General features: G+C 70.9%; 13 protein-coding genes. 10 read left to right on the forward strand and 3 right to left on the reverse strand.

Translation table 11 applies throughout. The features are described from left to right. Position 1 precedes the first annotated feature (1 nt). Both eccB and mycP read left to right on the forward strand, forming a co-directional pair. Complete coding sequence (eccB, locus tag AC0VYN_RS07905) at positions 2–1,528, forward strand: type VII secretion protein EccB (RefSeq protein WP_475535342.1); 1,527 nt, start codon at positions 2–4, stop codon at positions 1,526–1,528. A 29-nt stretch (positions 1,529–1,557) separates the two neighbouring features. Further along, a complete protein-coding gene (gene mycP, locus AC0VYN_RS07910) occupies positions 1,558–2,814 on the forward strand; it encodes a type VII secretion-associated serine protease mycosin (RefSeq protein WP_475536833.1) in 1,257 nt (418 codons plus the stop codon). Positions 2,815–2,862: 48 nt separating this feature from the next. On the opposite strand, the gene AC0VYN_RS07915 is transcribed toward mycP, so the two are convergent. After that, entirely contained in the window at positions 2,863–3,183 is a 321-nt protein-coding gene (locus AC0VYN_RS07915; RefSeq protein ID WP_475535343.1) for a hypothetical protein, read from the reverse strand. A gap of 732 nt (positions 3,184–3,915) precedes the next feature. Here AC0VYN_RS07915 and AC0VYN_RS07920 point away from each other — a divergent pair. The 8 genes from AC0VYN_RS07920 to AC0VYN_RS07955 all read left to right on the forward strand — a co-directional run bounded on the left by AC0VYN_RS07920 (position 3,916) and on the right by AC0VYN_RS07955 (position 13,780). Continuing rightward, entirely contained in the window at positions 3,916–4,335 is a 420-nt protein-coding gene (locus AC0VYN_RS07920) for a hypothetical protein (RefSeq protein WP_475535344.1), read from the forward strand. Continuing rightward, entirely contained in the window at positions 4,335–6,173 is a 1,839-nt protein-coding gene (locus AC0VYN_RS07925; protein ID WP_475535345.1) for a WXG100 family type VII secretion target, read from the forward strand. The genes AC0VYN_RS07920 and AC0VYN_RS07925 overlap by 1 nt, the downstream gene beginning before the upstream one ends. Before the next feature lie 92 nt (positions 6,174–6,265). Further along, complete coding sequence (locus AC0VYN_RS07930; RefSeq protein WP_475536834.1) at positions 6,266–7,528, forward strand: S8 family serine peptidase; 1,263 nt, start codon at positions 6,266–6,268, stop codon at positions 7,526–7,528. A gap of 116 nt (positions 7,529–7,644) precedes the next feature. Beyond that, positions 7,645–7,989 (forward strand): WXG100 family type VII secretion target, encoded by a 345-nt coding sequence (locus AC0VYN_RS07935; RefSeq protein WP_385465562.1) that lies wholly within the window; start codon positions 7,645–7,647, stop codon positions 7,987–7,989. A gap of 55 nt (positions 7,990–8,044) precedes the next feature. Next, positions 8,045–8,344: a WXG100 family type VII secretion target gene (locus tag AC0VYN_RS07940; protein WP_475535346.1), complete on the forward strand. Its 300-nt coding sequence runs from the start codon at positions 8,045–8,047 to the stop codon at positions 8,342–8,344. A gap of 111 nt (positions 8,345–8,455) precedes the next feature. Continuing rightward, complete coding sequence (locus AC0VYN_RS07945; RefSeq protein WP_475535347.1) at positions 8,456–9,364, forward strand: protein kinase family protein; 909 nt, start codon at positions 8,456–8,458, stop codon at positions 9,362–9,364. Between the two features lie 57 nt (positions 9,365–9,421). Then, on the forward strand, positions 9,422–11,605 hold the full coding sequence (locus AC0VYN_RS07950) for a protein kinase domain-containing protein (RefSeq protein WP_475535348.1): 2,184 nt from the start codon (positions 9,422–9,424) through the stop codon (positions 11,603–11,605). A 48-nt stretch (positions 11,606–11,653) separates the two neighbouring features. Continuing rightward, a complete protein-coding gene (locus AC0VYN_RS07955; RefSeq protein WP_475535349.1) occupies positions 11,654–13,780 on the forward strand; it encodes a serine/threonine-protein kinase in 2,127 nt (708 codons plus the stop codon). A gap of 10 nt (positions 13,781–13,790) precedes the next feature. Here AC0VYN_RS07955 and AC0VYN_RS07960 read toward each other — a convergent pair whose 3' ends face one another. Both AC0VYN_RS07960 and eccCa read right to left on the reverse strand, forming a co-directional pair. After that, on the reverse strand, positions 13,791–14,822 hold the full coding sequence (locus tag AC0VYN_RS07960; RefSeq protein WP_475535350.1) for a hypothetical protein: 1,032 nt from the start codon (positions 14,820–14,822) through the stop codon (positions 13,791–13,793). Then, entirely contained in the window at positions 14,819–18,793 is a 3,975-nt protein-coding gene (gene eccCa / locus AC0VYN_RS07965; protein WP_475535351.1) for a type VII secretion protein EccCa, read from the reverse strand. The genes AC0VYN_RS07960 and eccCa overlap by 4 nt, the downstream gene beginning before the upstream one ends. Between the last annotated feature and the right edge of the window lie 212 nt (positions 18,794–19,005).

A 19,005-nucleotide genomic window follows, 5' to 3' on the forward strand; every position in this document is an offset into this window, starting at 1 on the left:
GATGGCATCACGGCGCGATGAACTGAACGCCTACACCTTCGCGAAGCGCCGCACTCTCGCGTCCTTCCTCCAACCCTCTCCCACGGGTTCGGAGGAGGGAGCGCCCAAGCCGCTCAGAGCGGTCGTGCCGAGCCTCATCGTCGGGGTGGTCGTCCTCGCCGTCTTCGGCGCGATCGGCATGTTCAGCCCGACGGCCCCGAAGGGCTGGGACGAGCCGGGGGCGCACGTGATCGTGGCCAGCAAGTCCACGACCCGGTACGTCGTTCTGAAGACGGGCGGGGAGACGCAGCTGCACCCGGTCCTCAACATGGCGTCCGCCAAGCTCCTGCTGGACCCCGACAAGGACAGCGTCATCACCGTCGCCGAGGACGTACTGGACAGCGGCGACCCGCCGCACGGGGCCACCATCGGCATCCCCTACGCGCCCGACCGCCTGCCCTCGCCCGAAGAGGCCGAGAAGGCCATGCGGTGGGCGGTCTGCGAACGCCCCGGACCGGGCGGCCGGGCCATCCAGAAGGCGGCGTTCGTCCTCGCCGGGAAGGAGTGGTCCCGGACCGAGGGCGCGGACCGGGTCACCGGTGGCGAGCTGATGTACGTCGTCGGCCCGGACGGCAAGAAGCAGTACGTGGTCGACTCGCGCGGGTACGCCTACCCGCTGGCGAACCCGGCCGACAAGGAGGTCCTCAAGGCCCTCGACACCCAGGGCCGCGCCCCGCAGCGCGTGTCCCAGGACTGGCTCGACACCCTCCACAAGGGTGATCCGATCGCCATCCCCGACATCGAGGGCACGCCGGGCGCGGCCGCGGGAGCCTCCGACATGCTCCGGCAGTACGACAAGGTCGGCATGGTCATCAAGGCCTACGACGGCCGGCGCATGCAGTACTACGTGGTCCTGCGGGGCGCCGTGGCACGCATCTCGGAGTTCACCGCCACCCTGCTCCTCAACAGCGGCGACCTCGTCGGCGTGGGACAGGCCGGTGAGGCGCAGCAGGTCAGCCCCGGCGCGGTCGTCGACAGCACCGACTTCGAGGGACAGCGCAACTGGCCGCTCTACCGGCCCCAGACGGTCAACGACGGCTCCTCCGCCACCGCCGGCCGCAACACCGTCTGCAACGTCCTGCGCTCGGTGGACGCGGGGAACGGCACGACGACCCTGTCCACCTGGGCGGGCAAGGACTTCCCCGCCCAGCTGCCCACCGGTTCCTCCAGCGCCTACGTCACGCCGGGCTCCGGGCAGCTCTACCGGCAGTTCCAGGGCACCGAGACCAAAGCGGGCGGGGTCTTCCTCGTCACCGACACGGGACTGCGCTACGCCCTGCAGTCCAACAACGACAGCGCCACCGACGACAAGGGCATCGGAACCTCCGAGAAGCAGCGCGAGCAGCAGCTCAACGAGGCCCGCATCGCCCAGACCCGCCTCGGCTACGAGAAGGTGGAGCCGTCCCCCGTTCCGGTGAACTGGTCGACGTTCCTGCCCACCGGCCCCCGCCTGTCGGAAGCGGCGGCCCGGCAGCCGCAGGGCTCGTAGCGGTGGCACCCCAGGAGAACGGCGAGGACATGCTGCGCGACAGCCGCTTCCACAGGATCCCCCGTACGGCGAGGACCGTCCTCGCGGCGACGGTCCTCGCCGGTACGGCGGTGTGCGCCCTCCCGGCGCCCGAGGCCAGGGCCGACGACGGCGGACAGTGCACGTTCCCGTCGAAGAAGTACGAGGGCCGGCCGTGGTCCCTGCAACGCGTCAACCTCGACGAGCTGTGGGAGCAGTCGAAGGGCGCCGGCGTACAGGTCGCGGTGATCGACACGGGCGTCGACGTCAAGAACCCGCAGCTCACCGCCGCCGTCGACGCGTCCAGGGGCAAGAACTACCTCCCCGCCAAGAATTCCAAGGGCGAGGAGATCGACCGGGGCAACGCGCAGGGCACCACGGACGCCGTCGGCCACGGCACCCGCGTGGCCGGCATCATCGCCGCCCGCCCGGCCAAGGGCACCGGCTTCGTCGGCCTGGCCCCCGAGGCCACGATCATCCCCGTCAAGCAGAACGACGCGGAGGGCAACGGCACCGCGAAGACCCTCGCCCAGTCGATCCGGTACGCCGTCGACGCGGGCGCCGACGTCATCAACATCTCCCAGGACACGGCCAACGCCGTCGAGCCCGGCGAGTCTCTGAAGACGGCGGTGGACTACGCCCTGGCCAAACAGGTCGTGGTCGTCGCCTCGGCCGGCAACGACGGCCTCGGCGGCAACGTCAAGGTCACCTACCCGGCCTCCTACGAGGGCGTCCTGGCCGTGGCGTCCTCCGACCGCAACAACGAACGCGCGTCCTTCTCCCAGTCGAACGAGTTCATCGGCGTGGCGGCCCCCGGCGTCGACATGATCTCCACGGTCCCCGGCGGCGGCCACTGCTCGGACAACGGCACGAGCTTCTCCGCCCCGTACGTGGCCGGTGTGGCAGCCCTCCTGAAGGCCAAGTACCCCAAGTGGACGGCCGCCCGGATCGTCGCCCAGATCGAGCAGACGGCCGAACGCTCCATCCCCGGCCACGACCGCCTCGTCGGCTGGGGCGTCATCGACCCGGTCAAGGCCCTCACGGACGTCGACCCGGCCCACCCCGTGGAGTCCCCGGCCCCCGACCGGGGCGTACTCCCGGCCGAAGCCCCCTCGGTACCCCCGCTGCACTTCGGCGAGACGGCCGAGGAACGCAACACCCGCGTGGGTACCTACGTGGTCGTGGGCGGCCTGGTCCTGGTAGCAGGCCTGGGCGGCACAGCAGTCGCCCTCAGAGACGCCCGCCGCCGACGGCGGGGGGAGCGGTGAGGGCACGAGTCACGCGGTCTTCGTACGTTCGCGATTGACGTAGCGAACTCAGGGATCAGCCACACCACGGCATGCCGTCGAGTTCTCAACTGAGGGCGTGTACACGGTAGTCATTCGCTCTATCGCGGCCGCGTCGTCAATCCCGTCCGCGTACACCTGAACTGTGACGAACAGGTTGTGTTCAGGATGTTCGGCGCTGGAGCAATGCGCTCTTTTCGCGGCACCCGTGCCCGTCTGCAGGTAGCTGTCGTCGTTCGTCAACTTTGCTGACTTCAGCTGAGGGACGGCCCGAGCCACGTCGGTGATGCCCGCATCTTCACCCCACCACTCCTGGCTTGCCGTCAACGCCGCCTTCTGGTCGACGTTCACTTGGCAACGCACCCGGCTGGCGGAAGCAGCTGAGAGAGTGCGCCCTGATCACCCCCAAGGCCGCATAGCGAACCGGGGACGCTGTACTCCCGTGTCTGGTTCGCCTCACTGCAACTGGCGAGGCAGCCCGCGACCACGAGACACTCGTCATCTCACGCGGGTCTGCGCCGCTCGCCGGGTGTACGCCATATTGGCGTCCTGGCCGTTCTCCCAGTTCTCGCACATCGTGGGGTGATTGCGGAGGTGAAGTTTCGGGGAGATTCGCCGGCCGATGAAGGGCAGAGCAGTGGACGGCCTGAAGCACGACGCCTCGGGCCTCCTGCCCGCAGTGCGTACCGAAGGAGGGCACCAGGCAACTCCGTCCCGGTGCACTCCTTCGAGTGATGCGACGGTCCGCGCCCGCGTGGGCGTCTAACGGGACAGCACATCGTTGACGCTTTAACCACATGGCTACGACCGTGGCGCGCCAGTCCGCTGCCGGACGGCTGGGTCACCGAGCGTCGCCCCGCCCCCGATCGCCGTATCGGTCCAAGTGTCATGTCCGAGGCATCTTTGTAACTGGACTAGCACACTTCCCGGTTGGCCCTGTCGTACCCGTTGACTACAGTGGTGATCGCAAAACGCGCGCGACCCGCTTTGCGATCGCGGGGGCGAGTGGCCGACCGGCCACAGCGATGAAGCTACGGGGAACGGGGAGGGAGCGGCGTGCTTCCAGCGGACATGGTGGGGGGCGTGTCGGCAGCCAGGGCGGCGAACCTGGAGGTCACCGGCGAGGCACTGAGCACGTTCGTCAGACGGGTGGACGGGGTCCTGACCGGTCTGGAGGGCTCGCCCGGCAACCCGGCACGAGTCGGTGCGCAGACGATCAAACCCGGGTCGCTGGCGGGGAACCCGTCCGCCTTCCCCGAGGCGCATGCCCTGTACCTGCAGTACAACCAGGTGCACGAGAAGCTCACCTCTCTGTCCAGGACCCTGCACCTGCAGATCGAGGCGATCGGTATCGCCGTCCGGGGTGCGCACGTGGGCTTCGACAACCTCGAAGAGGAGCAGCGCCGTCGCTTCTGGGCGATCCAGACGCAGATCAAGGGCATCCAGGACGCAGGGGACGGCAAGCAGCGCGCTCAGGGCGACAACACCACCGGGGGCCTGTGATGACCGACAAGCAGCACGAGCAGGATCTGGAGCGGGTCTCCGGGCAGAACACCTTCACGGACCTCACGCGCCACGCCGAGGAGCACCCGGGCGGGGGCTTCATCAGCGGCGTCATCGACAACCTGGTGCGTTCGGCGGCGAAGGGCACGCCGTACGCACGAGGGGTCCACGGCCGTACGGACTTCGACAACCACCGTCTGAACGACATGATCGACCTGGTCGAGCAGGCCAACCCGGAGGACCTCGAGTCCTCGGGCAAGGCGCTGTGGGACGCGCGGGACGCCATCACGGAGGCCGCCAAGGAACTGGACGGCCACATCGAGAAGGTGCACTGGGTCGGAGAGTCGGGCGAGGCCTTCCGCAAGTGGGGTCGTTCCCTTGTCACCAGCACGTACGGGCTGAGCGACTTCGCCGGCGGGGCCGGGGACCAGATCACCGCCGCCGCCGTGGGCCTGGCTGCGGTGCGCAAGGCCATGCCGCCCCGCGACACAAGGCCGGCGAGCGAGGCGCTGAAGCCGGAGAAGCTCCCGACGCCCAAGCAGGTCGAGGGCAACGCCGAGTACGCCGAAGCGGTCCGCGTGGAGAAGAACCGTCAGGAGGCGATCAACCAGATGAACCGGTTGTCGTCCTACTACGCGGTGGCCAACGAGCAACTCATGGCGCTGCCGCAACCGGACTTCAAGACCATGCCGGACGTGGGCGTCCCGAAGCCCGCCGGTGGCTACGAGACCTGGCCCCAGGGCACGCCCACGTCTTCTGCTCAGAGGGCGGAATCGGGAAGTGGCTCGGGTTCGCATGCAGCCGGCTTCTCCTCCGGGCACACAAGCACACATGGCGCCCCGGACACGCCGCTGCCTCCCACGCAGGCTTCCGGAAAGATCTCCTACCCGGATGCCCCCACGATCCCGAGCGTGGGTACGAGCATCGACAGTGTCGGCACTTTGCCTCCCTCCACCACGCCACCGGTGACTGGTCACACCCCCCCTGTGCCCACCACTCCGGTGGCGAACGGAAACACCAACTTCCCGGGTCAGGGCTACGGGCTTCCGTTGCCCCAGACTGCGGCACCGAAGACCGGGCGGACACCCGGCGGTCTGCGGGCTCCCGTGTCGGCTGAGAGGCTGACCGGTAAACCCGCGACGGGCAACTCGCTCCCCGGTCGTACCACCGGGCCGGGCAACTCGCTCCCCGGTCGTGCCACCGGGCCGGGGCAGGGGCCGCTCCGACAGTTCGGCCAGTCGGCGCCGACGGGGCAGTCGGCTGCCAGGGGCACCACGGGCGGACCCAGGTCGCTCCCGATGGGACGCGGGGTGACCGGTGGTACCCCCCGGGCCGGTGGCACAGGCGTACCACGGCCGGCTGGAGGACCGGCGACCGGCGCAGGCCGCTCCAACGGCGTGGTCGGAGGACGGCCCACGACAGCCCCAGCCACGGGCGCGGGCGCCGGACGGCAGATTCCCCGCGGCACGGTCGTCGGAGGCGGCAAGTCGGCGACTCCTCAGAGTTCGGCAGGTCGCCCGCCGCAGAGGGGCGTCGTGGGGGCACCCCAGTCCCCGGTGCGGCAGGGCGCCGGTGCGAACGGCTCCCGTGTCGTCCCGGGCAAGTCGGCTCCGGTGACAAGCAAGCCCGCCGCGCGTACTTCCGTCACCGGCGCCGAGCGCAACGGCATGACCCGTGGGGGTGCCGGTCTTCGACGCGGTCCTGGTGGCCGGGGAGAGCCGGGCGACCGGCGGGAGACCGACCGGGCAGGGCGCCCGGACCGAGAGGTCGAAGAGGAAGAGTCGGGGACCGACCTGCCCACCGAGCCGCGGCGTGACACGTCGTCGGGCTCCCACTGACCGTGAACGAGGACGACGAAGCGATGAAGTCAGCAGCAACCAGCCGCCGAACCGAGCGCGCCGGTCTCATCAACCCGGACCGCAGAAGGCGAGTGCGTGCCGCGGGTGCGTTGGCCGGCGCCATGGTTGCTGTGGGTGTCGGGTTCGCACCCAGCGCCGCTGCCGACGACATCAGGTCGAAGCAGTGGTACCTGGAGCCGATGCAGGCCGAGCAGATGTGGAAGGTCAGCACCGGAGAAGGGGTGAAGGTCGCTGTGATCGACAGCGGCGTGAATGCGAACACCCCCGCCCTCAAGGGGCAGGTCCTCGCCGACGAAGTGCCGGACAGCTTCTCCTCCCACGCGACGCGTGACGAAGTCGGTCACGGAACGAGCATGGCGGAGCTGATCGCCGGGACCGGGGCTGGCGGTGGATTGCAGGGACTGGCTCCCGGGGCGAAGATCGTCCCCTTCTACGTCAGCGTCGACCCGGCGAAGGCGGGCGGAAAGCAGGAGACGCCTGATGTGGCGGAGGTGATCAGGGCGGCGGCCGACACCGACGCGAAGATCATCAACATGTCGTTCGGCAACCCGGCGTTCGACGCGGAAGAACAAGCGGCCGTGGAGTACGCCGTCTCGAAGGGCAAGTTGCTGGTCGCTTCCGCCGGTAACGATGGCCTGGAGAACGGGTTCGCGGGCTACCCGGTCTCCTACAACTACGTCCTCGGCGTCTCCTCGATGAACGAGGCCGGCACGGTCTCGCGGTTCGCCACCCACGGGAACTATGTCGATCTCGTCGCACCGGGTGAGGAAGTCCCGACCTGGTGCGACGCCTCGTTCCAGTCCTATTGCAGCAACAGCGCGGGAACGAGTATCTCGAGTGCGCTGGTGTCGGCCTCCGCGGCCCTCATCTGGTCCGCTCACCCCGACTGGACCGCGAACCAGGTCACCCGGGCGCTCATCGACACCGCTAGCCGCAAGTGGCCGAAGAACGACCCGACCCAGTACGCCGGTTACGGCACCATCCGGCCCCGCATGGTCCTTGAGAACCCCAACTACGACGCCGGCCCCGCCTACTCCGACCCCCTCGCCAAGTGGAACAAGGAGAAGGGCAAGAAGCTGGTGACGGAGATCCCGCCCGCTTCCGCGGCCTCCCCTTCCGCAACAGGCTCGTCACAAGCCCCCGAGACCTCTTCTGATGGCGGGAAAGCCGCAGCAGGATCGAAGGCGGAGGGCACGGAGAAGACGGAGAAGGCGGCAGCGGAGTCCTCGAGCGACGACAACAGCACGCTGTGGATCGTGCTCGGCGTCGCCGCCGCCGTGGTCGTCGTCGGAGGCGGAGCCGCAGTCGTCCTTCGATCGCGTCGCACCGCGTGACGCCGGCGGCCCGCGCCCCGCGCCGATAGGCCCGGGCATGGAGAACGTGCTCACCGCCGCGAGGCGTTGAGCCGCACAGTTGGACCCCAAACGGAAAGAGGGAGGGCAGGCGGAACATGGCCGTCGACCAGAAGCTCGAAGATGCAGCGGTAGTCAAGCTGCAGAAGGACATGTACGAGAAGTTCGACAGCATCCGCTCGCGGGTGCACAGCCTGCAGGGTGTCATCGACAGCCTCGAGGGTCAGTGGCAGGGCATCGGCCGCGCCGCGTTCGACACCAAGCAGTACGAGATCAACACGTCGCTGAAGAACATGGGTGGCATCCTCGCCGAGGTCATCGAGGCGATGACCGCGACGCGCAACATCAAGGACACCAAGGAAGACGAAGTCCGCGCGGCCGTAAACAAGATCAACGTGAAGGACGGCGCCCCCACGGTGTCGCCGTTCAGCTCGATGTCGTAACGACATCCGAGGCGCGGACAACAATCACCGGCGGAAAGAGACGAGGTAGACGGATATGGGCGCTAACGGGGACGGCCTGCAGGTAACGTACGACGGGCTCGACATCGCGGCGACGACCATCGCCGACCAGGCGAAGCTGCTCGAGGAGGACATCCAGCAGCTTCGGAAGATGGTGGAGAACAGCAGGCAGTACTGGGTGGGTAAGGCCCAGGACACCTACAACACCAAGCTGGAGCGCTGGGACAGGGAGACCAGGGACATCCACCGGGCCCTGATGGGCATCGGCCACGTCGTCGGCCAGTCGGGCGGTACGTACATGGAGGGTGACCTGGCGGCGTCCAGGTACCTGCAGTAGTCACCGCCGGCCGAGGCCGCGGCAGGAACGAGGGTGGGCGTGCGCGGGAGACGCCCACCCTGCTGCTGTGCGCCACCTGACACAACGACGGACGATGCGAGGAAGAAGCACATGACGGGGGCCAGGAGCGGCACACGGCCACCCGACTGCCCCTACACGGCGCTCACCCGACTTGACGCGCCCGTGGCCGACGCCTCCGCCTCATCCGCTCCGATGACGCGCTTCATCGCCCGCAGCTCCGACGGCGAACGAACCGTCTTCCTGAACACGCCCCTGGCGGCGGTCCCGCCGGAGAGGTTTCTGGCCGAGGCCGAAGCCTCCCGCCACCTGCTGGGTCCCTGGATCCTGCCGGTCGTCGACGTGGCCGCTCCCGGAACCGCCGCATGGGCCGCCCATGCCTACGTACCGGCTCTCCCTCTTCCCGCGGCGCTGGCCCTCCACGGCGGCCCTCTGCCCGAGCGCACCGTCAGGGCCCTCGCCGTCGCCCTGGCCGAGACCCTCGCCGTGCTGCACGGGCAGAACGTCACGCACGCGGGAGTGTGCCCCTCGGCGGTGCTGATCGCCGCCGACGGCCCCCGGCTCACCTGCTTCGGCGCCGTGCGTGCCGTGGCGCAGGACGGTGTCCCGCGCCACGGCGCACCGGGGCTGGACGCCGGGAGTCTGCCGCCCGAGCAGGCGGCGGGCGGCCGGCCCCGGCCGTTGGGCGACGTCTACGCCCTGGGCGCGACACTGGCCTACGCGGCCACGGGGTACACGGCGCCCGAGCGGGACGAACTGCCGCCGTTCCTGCGGTCACTCGTCGGCCGGAGCCTGTCGAGGGACCCGGCGCGCCGCCCCTCGGTCGCCGAGATGATCCGCGAGCCGGCCGACGCCCCCGGACCTTCGAGCCCCGACGGGTTCGGTCCCGTCACGCGCGCCGAGGCCCTGCTCGGCCCGGGGTGGCTGCCCCCTCGGGTCCTCGCCGCCATCGCGCACCAGTCGGCGTCGGTCCTGCTGGCGGACGTCGCGGCGGTCACGTAGGAGCACGAGCCGACACTACCGCCCAGCGTTCCGCACACCCTCGACCACGAGAAACCCATGCCGATACCCCTCGCACACGACGACCCCGTCGCCCTCGGCCCCTACCGGCTCGTCGCCCGGCTGGGTAGCGGAGGCATGGGCACGGTGTACGTGGCCCGATCGGCCGGCGGCCGTACCGTCGCGCTCAAGACCATGCACGCGGCCATCGCCGCGGACCCCGCCGCCCGCACGCGTTTCCGGCTGGAGGTCGATGCCGCCCGGATCATCGGCGACCGGTTCGGGGCCCGGGTGATGGACGCGGACCCGCTCGCGGAAATCCCCTGGATGGCCACCGAGTACGTGCTGGGTCCTGCTCTCGACGAGGCCGTCGGGATCGCCGGACCCCTGCCAGAGTCCACCGTGCGGGCTCTGGGCGCCGCGCTGTGCGGCGCGCTCGGCCAGTTGCACCGCAGCGACGTGGTCCACCGCGACCTCAAGCCGTCCAACATCCTGGTCGCCGGGTACGGGCCGAAGCTCATCGACTTCGGCATCGCGCGGGCCATCGGGGACGACCGCCTGACGCGTGCCGGTGCTGCCGTGGGCACGCCGGCGTTCATGTCGCCGGAACAGGCCACGGGACAGGACCACGGAGCCGCCGGCGACGTGTTCGCGCTCGCGGGGGTGCTGGTGTTCGCGGCCACCGGCCGTGCCCCGTTCGGGCAGGGTCAGGCCGCGGATCTCCTGTACCGGGTCCGGTACGCGGAGGCGGACCTCGACGGAGTGCCGGCCGGGCTCGCGCAGGTGCTCGCCCGGTGCCTGTCGAAGAACCCGACGGAGCGTCCCCGGACCGAGGAACTGGCTGCCGAACTCCATGACGGAGCAGGGGAGTTCGCCGACCACCTGCCGGACGCGCTGCTCGCGGACATCGGGCGGCGGGTGGCCGACGTGTGGCGGCCGATGCCGCCGCGTTCGGCGCCGCCGGCGGTCCCGGAGCCGGACGAGGCGGATCCCGTGGAAGCACGGCGCGCACCGTCCCGCCGCCGATTCCTGCTGTGGGGCGGGGCCGTGATGGTCAGCGGCGCCGCCGCGGCCGCCGGACTGTGGTGGAGCCGGGACACCGACAGCGCCCTGGGCGCGATCACCCCCGCGCCGACCCGCAACCTCGATCCGCTGTGGCAGTACGAGAGCTCGGGCCTGATGACGACGCCGGACTGGGGCCTGATCATCCCCCAGTCCGCCAACGGGCACATCGACCTCGCCATGCACGCCCAGACCGTGCGCGTCGGCTCCTCCACCGGCCGGCGGCAGGAAACGATCGTGGCCTCGGGGGAGTGGTGGCAGGTGTCCGCCGTCGGTGACACGGTCTACCGGCTCTCGGGCGACTTCGACCACCGCGAGGGACAGAACCTGCCGGTCGAGGTGGCCACCTACGACGAAGAGCAGCAGTACGTGAAACCGACCGGCACCTACTTCCCGGACACCCGCTTCGAGCTGCGCGGCCATCAGCTCCTCGGTGTCAGAGGGACCGTCGCGTACGTGGTGGTGGGGCAGGGACCCTCCGACGAGCAGGGGAACTTCTCCGCCTCGCAGACCTGGACGGTGCGCGCCGCGGACCTCACCACCGGCCGGACCCTGTGGAAGCAGCCCCTGCCGAAGCGGCGGGACCACAGCACCCGCCTGTACGTCCTCGCCGCGACGGTCGTCGGCACACGCCTCGTGACCTTCCAGGAGGCGGAGGACAAGAAGGTGCGCGTCGTGGTCCGCGACACCCGTACCGGAGCCGTCCTCTGGGACGAGCCCCACGACGCCGACGACCCCGAGCCCCTGCGCAGTCCCGTGGCCGCCGACGACCAGCACGTCTACGTCGGAGGCGCGGGGCTCAGGGCGCTCCGGCTGACCGACGGGGCGCAGGCCTGGGCGAGCGGCCAGGGGCGTCGGTACAGCCCGCCGACCCTGAAGGGAGGCGTGCTGTACGCGGTCGCCGAGGACGGCGGGGTCGAAGCGGTGGACCCGGCCGGCGGCAGGAAGCTCTGGGCCGAGAAGACGGACCAGGCGCAAGGGGTGTACACCGCCTGGCGTCCCGTCGTCGGCGACCGCCGGGCGTACTACCGCAACGGCGTCCACCTGCGGGCCGTGGGCCTGTCGTCCCGCACCACGGAGCGCACCTACAGAACGAGCGGAGAGCAGTTCCACGAGGACGTGCGCCGCGGACTGATCCTCGCAGTGGACTCCGACCGCCTGGCCGCCTACCGGCTCGTCTAACCGCTCCGGCCCCCGCAGCCCCCGCCCCTCGCAGCAGAAAGACGTCCCATGGATCCCCTCGGTACCGGAGACCTCGTCCGTCTCGGTCCCTACCGCCTCCTCGGTGTCCTTGGAGCGGGCGGTATGGGCAAGGTGTACGTGGGACAGGACACTGCCGGGGGCCTGGCCGCCGTCAAGGTCCTGCGCCCCGAACTCGCGCACGACACAGGCCTCGCCCAGCGCTTCGTCCGTGAGGCCCTTGCCGCGCAGGCGGTGCGCAGCCCGGGCGTCGCGGCGGTGCTCGGGGCCCGGACCGAGGCGGCACGGCCGTGGATCGCCACCGAGTTCCTCGCGGGCCTCACGCTCGACCACGCGGTGGACACCTACGGCCCCCTCGACGAACCCGTCCTGAGAGCCCTGGCGGTGTCCCTCGCCCGTACCCTCGGCGACATCCACGCGGCGGGTTTCATCCACCGTGACCTGAAGCCCCCGAACATCGTCCTGACGTCGGACGGACCGCGCGTCATCGACTTCGGCATCGCCCGGCCCGAACACGGACTCACCCTCACCAGCACCGGCCAGGTGCCCGTCACCCCCGGGTACGGAGCTCCGGAGCAGGTGCTCGGACAACGCGTCGCTCCGTCGGCCGACGTGTTCTCGCTGGGCGCGGTGCTCGTGTACGCGGCCACCGGGCGACGGGCCTTCGACGGCGGGCACGTGGCGGAACTCCAGTACCGCGTCGTCCACGGCGAGCCCCTGCTCGACGGCATCGAACCACGGCTGCGGGAGCTGATCGCCCCCTGCCTGGCCAAGGATCCGGCCGCGCGCCCCACCCCTGCCCAGATCGCGCAGGCCATGGCCGCGCCCAAGCGTGCCGACCGGGTGTGGCGCCAGGGGAAACTCGCCGACGCCATCAAGCAGCGCGAGGCCGACACGCGCGCGCTGACCACCCACGCGGCCACGGCGGGCGGGGACCCGACGCCCTCCGTCACCCGGCGGCGCCTGCTCACCGGGCTCGTCGCGTCGGGCGCGGTGCTGGCCGCGGGAGGCGGCGCGACCGCCTGGTGGCTCGGCAGCCGGGAGGAAGAAGTGCCTCCCCCGGTCGAGAGGACCGACCCGTTCGACATCCCGCCCGCCGCCCAGACCCCCGAGGCACCGCTCACCACGGTCGACCTGGAGTCGGTGACGAGGAGCCGCCCCGCGACGATCTGGTCGCTGACGGACGAAGCCGACCCCTTCTCACCGAAGCTCCTTCCGGTGCGGGACGTCATCGTCTTCGGCGCCGCCGGCGGCGGCATCGCCGCGTACGACGTCAAGGACGGCACCCGACGCTGGAGCGCGCCGGACATCCGGCCGAAGTACGGGTACCTGTCCCTGTCGGACCGGCTGGTCGTGGGCGCCGACGACAAAGGCGCCCTGCGCACCTACGTGCCCTCCACCGGGGAAGCACGGTGGACCTGCCCAGGGGCCGAGGCGAAATCGCTGCTCGCCGCCGACGACGAGGCGGTCTACGTCGTCACGGCGGACGACAGGCTGCGCAGTGTGCGGCGCAGGGACGGAAAGGTCGCGTGGACGGTCACCCTGCCCGGCGACTTCCGCAAGAAGCTGAACGAGTACGCCGTCACCGGGCAGGGCCGGCTGGTCCTCCCGACGACGGACGGCAATGTTCTGGTCGTGGCCACGAGTGACGGCCGCCCGGTGTGGCGACGTCTCGACCGTGTCGGCGTCTCGGTGCGACCCGCCGTCGAGAACGGCATCGTCCATCTCAACGGCAGAACCCTGGACGCGCGCCGCATCGACGACGGGGAGGCGGTCTGGAGCACAGAACTCGACGCGGGCGAGGCCGCCGCGGACCAGTGGGGGCCGCCGGTGGTCACCGGTGAGGCCGTGTACGCCGTCGGCGGCATCTACCCGAGACGGCTGGACAGGAGCAGCGGCGAAGAGGTCTGGCGGGGATACCACGACGCCTACACCGCGAGCCCCCTGCTGGTGCAGGGGCACGGCGTCTGGTCGGCCGTGACGGACGACATCAGGGAGGACCAGCTGGTCATCGCCACCGTCACGACCGCCGACGGCGAATGGGCGTGGAGGTACACGTCGTTGCCCCTGTTCGAGTACCGCCTGCGCATGGCGGCCGACGGCAACCGCGTCTTCTACCTGAGCGACAGCTCGGTCGTCGCCCTCGCCTGCTTCTGAACGACACCGATCAGCCCGGCAGCCGCAGCCCCGTGCACCCGTGCCGCTTCGCCGACCGCTCGGCGAAGGTGCGCAGGGCCGACGCGAGGAACTGCCGCGTCGGAGCGGCGTAGACCGTCGCGCCGATGCTGAACACGGCCGGCACGGTGCTGCCCGGGCAGGTCGCCGTCGCCATCGCGCTGTCGCGTGTCAGGCGCGGCCGCGGCCAGTCCTCGTCGTCTCCGGCATCCGGCCGCAGCCGTTGGGCGTACGGGCCGAACGACGCGTTCAGGGAGTAGAGGACCTCGTCGCGTCCCCCCGTCTCGCCCAGGAGACACCGCTCCAGCGGTGCGCCGTCCGACGCCTCGGTCTCCTCGATCCAGTCGATCCAGTCGTCCGGCGCGGAATCCGGTATCCGGATGCCGGCGCACGTGCCCGACGCGCTCAGCAGGGCCGTCTTCCCCTTCGGGAGCGAGAGTTCCGGTATGGCGCCGCCGAAAGTCGTCTCGCACGACTCCGTTTCGGCCGCCTCGCGGGCGACGGCCGCGGCGAGCCGTCCCACCGCCCGGCCCTCCTCGGCGTTCTCGTGGGACGCGTCGCCGGCGACGCTCACCACCAGGGACGCGTCCTTGCCGGCGCAGGGCAGCACGACGCCCGTGTTCCGCAGGTCCGTGTAACCGCGCCAACCGCCGCCCAGCGCCACGGGGAGCCTGTCCGGGGAACCACCGCCCAGCATGCTCAGCATGCCGTCACGCGTGCCCGAGACAGCCGCGTCGGCGGGGATCAGCCCGATGGACACGGTCAGGTCCGCCACTTGGCACGAGCGGAAGCGGTCCGCGCCGTACCCGAACTCCCCGTCCCGGGAGAGGCCGGCCTCGGTGTCGAGGCCGGTGAAGACCGCCGACTCGTCGTACGGGATCAGGCCGCCGCAGTAGGACGCGAGCTTGTCCTCGTAGCGCCATCCCCGGCCCGTGTCGCTCTGCCGGTACCAGATGTAGGCGGCGGTCAGGGCGAGCACCAGGGGAAGCACGGAGTAGAGCCCGACCCTGCGGACGACCGTCACCGTCCGTCGCCGTCCTGCACCAGACCCACCTGCACCAGCGGCTTGCCCCGGCGCCGCGACACGAACACGCCCCGCCCCGGCGGCATCTGTCGCGGCCGTACTCCGCCGAGCAGATCGCCCTCGGCCGGGTCGCCGCTGAGAACGACGCCCTGGGCGCCGAGTTCCTTGATGCGCTGCATGAAGGCCTCGTAACCGGCGCGGCCCGCGCCCGCGGTGGAACGGGCGATGATGAAGCGGACGCCGACGTCCCGGGCGAAGGGCAGCATCTCGGTCAGGCCCGCCAGCGGGTTGCCGCTCGACGTGGCCACCAGGTCGTAGTCGTCGACGATGACGTAGATCGTCGGGCCGTTCCACCAACTGCGGTCACGCAACTGCTCCGACGTGACGTCGGCGGTCGGGGTGCGGCGCTGCATCAGCTCGGCGAGCGCGTCCATGTGGTGCTGCATCTGGTTCGACATCGGGACGTACTCGGCCAGGTGCGAGGACGGGGTCACGCCCAGCAGGGAGCGCCGGTTGTCGACGACGAACAGCTTGCACCTGTCCCCGTCGTAGCGCTCGGTGATCCGCTGGATGAGAAGCCTCAGCAGGTTCGACTTGCCGGACTCGCTCTCGCCGAACACCAGGAGGAACGGGTCCTGCTCGAAGTCCACGAACACCGGCTCGAGGTTCTCCTCGTCGAGCGCGAAGGAGACACCGCGGCGGGGGAACCGGTCGCCGGGCGGAAGCTGGTGCGCCGGGAACTCCCGCGGCAGCAGCCGCACCGCCGGGGCACCGGGCTGCTGCCAGTGCCGGGAGACCTCCGTGCCGAGCGCCTGCGTCGCCTCCGCCAGGTCCGTGTCGGAGGACAGGCCGTCGATGCGCGGCACCGCCGCCATGAAGTGCTGCTTCTGCGGGGTCTGGCCACGGCCCGGCACGCCCGTCGGTACGTTGGCCGCGACCTTGCGGTCGAACTCGGAGTCCATGGGGTCGCCGAGCCGCAGCTCCAGCCGGTTCATCAGCTGGTCCTTGAGGTTGCTGCGGACCTCCATGGAACGGGACGCCGTGAGGATCAGGTGGATGCCGTAGCCGAGACCGCGCGCCGCGATGTCCAGGACGTACGGCTCCAGCGCCTCGTAGTCCGTGCGGAAGTTGCCCCAGCCGTCGATGACCAGGAAGACGTCGCCCCAGGGCTGATCCGTCACGGAGATGTCGCCCCGCGCGCGGCGGCTGCGGAACTCCGCGATCGAGGAGATGCCGGCGCTGCGGAAGTACTCCTCGCGGCGGGTCATGACGCCGTACACCTCGGCCGCCGTCCGCCGCACCTGCTCGGGGTCCAGACGTGAGGCCACCCCGCCCACGTGCGGCAGGCCCGACACGGCGGACAGGCCGCCGCCACCGAAGTCCAGCGCGTAGAACTGCACTTCGTACGGGGTGTGGGTGAGACCGAAGGACGCGATGATCGAGCGGAGCAGCGTCGACTTGCCGGACTGCGGACCGCCGAGGATCTGCATGTGGCCGGCCGCGCCGCCGAAGTCCACCCACAGCGGGTCACGGCGCTGCTCGTACGGCTTGTCGACGAGACCGACGGGCACCACCAGGCGGCCCGCCCCCTCGTAACCGGGCTGGGTCAGGCCACGGCCCGGCACCTCCGCGAGACCCGGCAGCAGCGTGTCGAGCGACGGCGGGCTGTCCAGCGGCGGCAGCCACACCTGGTGGGCGGCCGGCCCCTGCGCCTCCAGGCGCCGCACGATGACGTCGAGGACCGTGTCGGCGAGCGCCTCGTCCGTCTCCTCCCGCGTCTCCTCGCGCTGCGCGGGAACCGCCAGGTACCGCACCGGCACCTGGGCGGCGGTGAACAGCACCGGCTGCCGGTCGACGGGGAGCGGCCCCCCGAAGGACGCCGTCTGCTGAGCACTCGTGCGGTACACACCCGACACGTACGCGGCCTTGAAGCGGACCATCTCGTCCGTGCCGAACTTCAGGAAACCGGAACCGGGGACGTTCGGCAGTTCGTAGGCGTCGGGGACGCCGAGCGCGGCGCGCGACTCGGCCGCCGAGAAGGTGCGCAGACCGATCCGGTACGACAAATACGTCTCCAGCCCGCGCAGACGGCCCTCCTCCAGCCGCTGCGAGGCCAGCAGCAGATGCACGCCCAGCGACCGGCCGATGCGGCCGATCTGCACGAACATCTCGATGAAGTCCGGCTTGGCGGTCAGCAGTTCGCTGAACTCGTCGATCACCAGGACGAGGGACGGGATCGGCTGGAGCGCGGCACCGGCGGCGCGGGCCTTCTCGTACGCGTGGATGTTGGCGTAGTTGCCCGCGTCGCGGAGCATCTCCTGCCGGCGGTTGAGCTCACCGCGGATCGAGTCGCCCATCCGGTCGACGAGCGTCAGGTCGTCCGCGAGGTTGGTGATGACGGCCGCCACGTGGGGCATCTGCGCCATGCCCGCGAAGGTGGCACCGCCCTTGAAGTCCGCCAGCACGAAGTTGAGCGTCTCGGAGGAGTGCGTGACGGCCAGGCCCAGGACCAGCGTGCGCAGCAGCTCGGACTTTCCGGAGCCGGTCGCGCCGACGCACAGGCCGTGCGGGCCCATGCCCTCCTGCGCCGCCTCCTTCAGGTCGAGCATCACGGGCCGGCCGTCCTCGCCGACGCCGATCGGCACCCGCAGCCGCTCCGACTGCGAACGGGGCCGCCAGGTGCGCCGGGTGTCGACGGAGGCCGCGTCACCGAGGTTCAGCAGGTCGGTGAACTCCAGGTTGGCGAGCAGCGGTTCGTCGTCGTCCCCGCCCGACGCCATGCGCAGCGGCGCGAGCTGCCGCGCCAGGGCCTCGGCGGCCTCGTACGACAGGCCGTCGGGCGTGCCCTCGTAGACCATGCCGTGCGCCGACTCCAGGCGCAGCTCCTTCGGGTGGACGACGATCGAGAGGTCGCCTCGGCCGCTGGTGAGGCTTCCGGGCATGACCTCCAGCACCGTGACGCCCTGCATGCCCTCCGGGCTGGCGAGCAGGGAAGTCGGCGGCAGCGAGACCCCGTCGAGCACGACGACCAGGTGCGGCTGGTCGGGCACGGGCTGCCCGTCCGGGTGGAAGCGGGGGCGCCCCTGGAGCCGGTCGGCGAGCAGGTCCTCCAACTCCACCGGGTCGGTCGTGACCAGGCGGATGCTTCCCGCGCCGTCCGCGGCGCCCCGGGACTGCACGTGCGGGAGCCACTTGCTCCACTCCCACTCCCCGGTGGACTCCCGGCCGGTGGCCACGGCGATGACCAGGTCGTCGGGGGAGTGCAACGAGGCGAGCGAGGCGGTGACGGCGCGGGCGGTGGCGCGCACGGTGCCCGGCTCGCCGCTGACCGTCACGTGGTAGAAGGCGCGCAGCGAGACCGCCATCGGCAGGGCGTCGAGGGTGCTGTGCGTGACCAGGAAGCGCTGCATGGCGCCCGTGGTCAGCGGCTCCAACTGGTCGACCGGGGCCGTCTCCGGGGCGATCAGGGGAGTGGCCAGGGCCTGCGGGCCGAGGCCCACCCGCACCTGGCCGAAGTCCTCGTCACCGGCGCGGCGTTCCCACACCCGGCTGCCCTCGGCGACCAGCGCCCACAGTTGCTCCGGTGAAGGATGCAGGTAGTACTGGGCGTCGCGCTGGACCCGCGCCGTCGTCTGGGCGGACTGCCGGGCCTGGGACAGGTAACGCAGGTAGTCCCGGCGCATGTCGGCCATCTGCCCCTGGTTGCCCCGGCGGTAGCGGACCAGCATCGCGACGCCCATGGCGATCGTGGAGGCCACCATCACCATGCCCATGATCTTCATGAACGGCTGGGCCTGGGGATTGAAGAAGAAGACCACGGACCCGCCCATGCCGAGCATGGGCAGGAGTTGCATCAGGGCGCCCTCCGTCTGCCCGCGCGGGAGCTCGGGCGGTGGCTGGAGCACGACCTCCTGCGTGGGCACGTCCTTCGGCAGTGCCCGTGGTGGGCGCTTGACGACGATGTGGCTCACTTCGCACCAATTCCCTTGCCCGGCCGATCCGTTCCGCCCGCCGCCCCGTGTCCGGCGCACGTCGATCGCGAAGGGCGATCCTACTGACTCCCGCCGGCGACGGCGGACGATAGGGTGCCCGTGAGACGTGTGAACAGTTGCGAATCGGCCGGGGTCGCGGGCGGCACGGAACGGCCCGGCGCGACGGCCGACGGTGGGCGAGGCGCAACGGT

Source organism: Streptomyces sp. 63XJN7_1_ISO-PGPR-S23-121 (assembly GCF_056173025.1).